The following is a 1,050-nucleotide window of genomic DNA, read 5'->3' as shown; positions in this document are numbered from 1 at the left end:
TCATGAGTATCTGCCTATCCTTGACTCTCTATAGAGTACGTGTTGATAAGCAGTTACACAAAATTAGTTACAGTCTCGGTGGAAGGCTCATATGTGTTAGTTGCACGACTTCACAGGTCTCGTGTTTAGGATTGTATTTTGCCCCAAAGAATACCATTTCCCATGCATTTCCCAGCACCTATCCCTGTCTTGCATACAATAACAAATACTAGTATTAATGTTTTTTAGTTCATCAAAATCCCATACACTCCATCTAGTTCCATCATCATTATCACAAACTCTTTGAATAAGTAGAAATTCTTTTTCTCTACTGCCTTCATGTTTGATTGGATAAATTAAAGTGTCATCCCGCATTCTTTGTTCAACACGAAGGGTGCAACTATTGCCTAAACTTTTTTCAAAAACAGAGTAAGGTGGAAAACCTTCTATTTCACCATTACTTTGTTCGAAATTAGATGCTGTAATGCTAATAGTTTCAACTCTAGCTTCCCTTGTACCTTCATTTGCTATACGTAAATGCTTATCGCTTCTACGGGGAACGATGGTTAAAACAGGCCTTAATGACTCAATTTCTTGCCTGCGTAACTCAAGTTCTTCGGAAATAACTTGTGTTTGATCTGCTAATAACTCTGTTTGAGTATTTAAACTTAAAGATTGAAAAGCTAGTAATGCCACCGATGCAATTGCAATTAAGCCTGTTCCGCTTCCAGGCCCCAATCCAGGTATAAAGAACCTTGCAATTGTCCAATAAAATGCTCGTTTATTTGCTCTTTTATCTTCTTCTGTCCAATTCTTAGGCGGCTTGATGAGTTGCCCAATGATATTAATTGTGCGGTGCTCTTGTTCGAGCAACTTAGACCGAATGTCTTCAACATCCTTTTTTAAAGCAACTTCTGGCTTATTAGTTGCTGTATTGACACTTTCATTTTTATCTGAGGAAGTCATATCATCACCATCCATGATTAAGTGCAACTAACAGCTTATTCAATAGCAGCACAATAATGTTCCAGGCTGCTCAATTCAAACTTCAAAGATACCATCGCTAAGTTA

1 protein-coding gene is annotated in these 1,050 nt (G+C 37.4%); it reads right to left on the bottom strand.

Features of this window, described 5'->3' with window-relative positions; all coding sequences use genetic code 11:
- Positions 1–96: 96 nt before the first annotated feature.
- The gene (locus tag Q4557_RS19745; RefSeq protein WP_303415035.1) at positions 97–960 is read right to left on the bottom strand and encodes a hypothetical protein; all 864 of its coding nucleotides are present in this window, start codon (positions 958–960) and stop codon (positions 97–99) included.
- Positions 961–1,050: the final 90 nt, after the last annotated feature.

The organism is Shewanella sp. 5_MG-2023 (assembly GCF_030547465.1).
Classification (GTDB): domain Bacteria; phylum Pseudomonadota; class Gammaproteobacteria; order Enterobacterales; family Shewanellaceae; genus Shewanella.
Note: the sequence above shows the minus strand (reverse complement) of the source record. Positions and strands in the feature narration are given on the sequence as shown.

Excerpts from the sequence above, each read along its gene's own strand:
- Q4557_RS19745 (WP_303415035.1), bottom strand. The coding sequence starts at position 960 with ATGGATGGTGATGATATGACTTCCTCAGATAAAAATGAAAGTGTCAAT.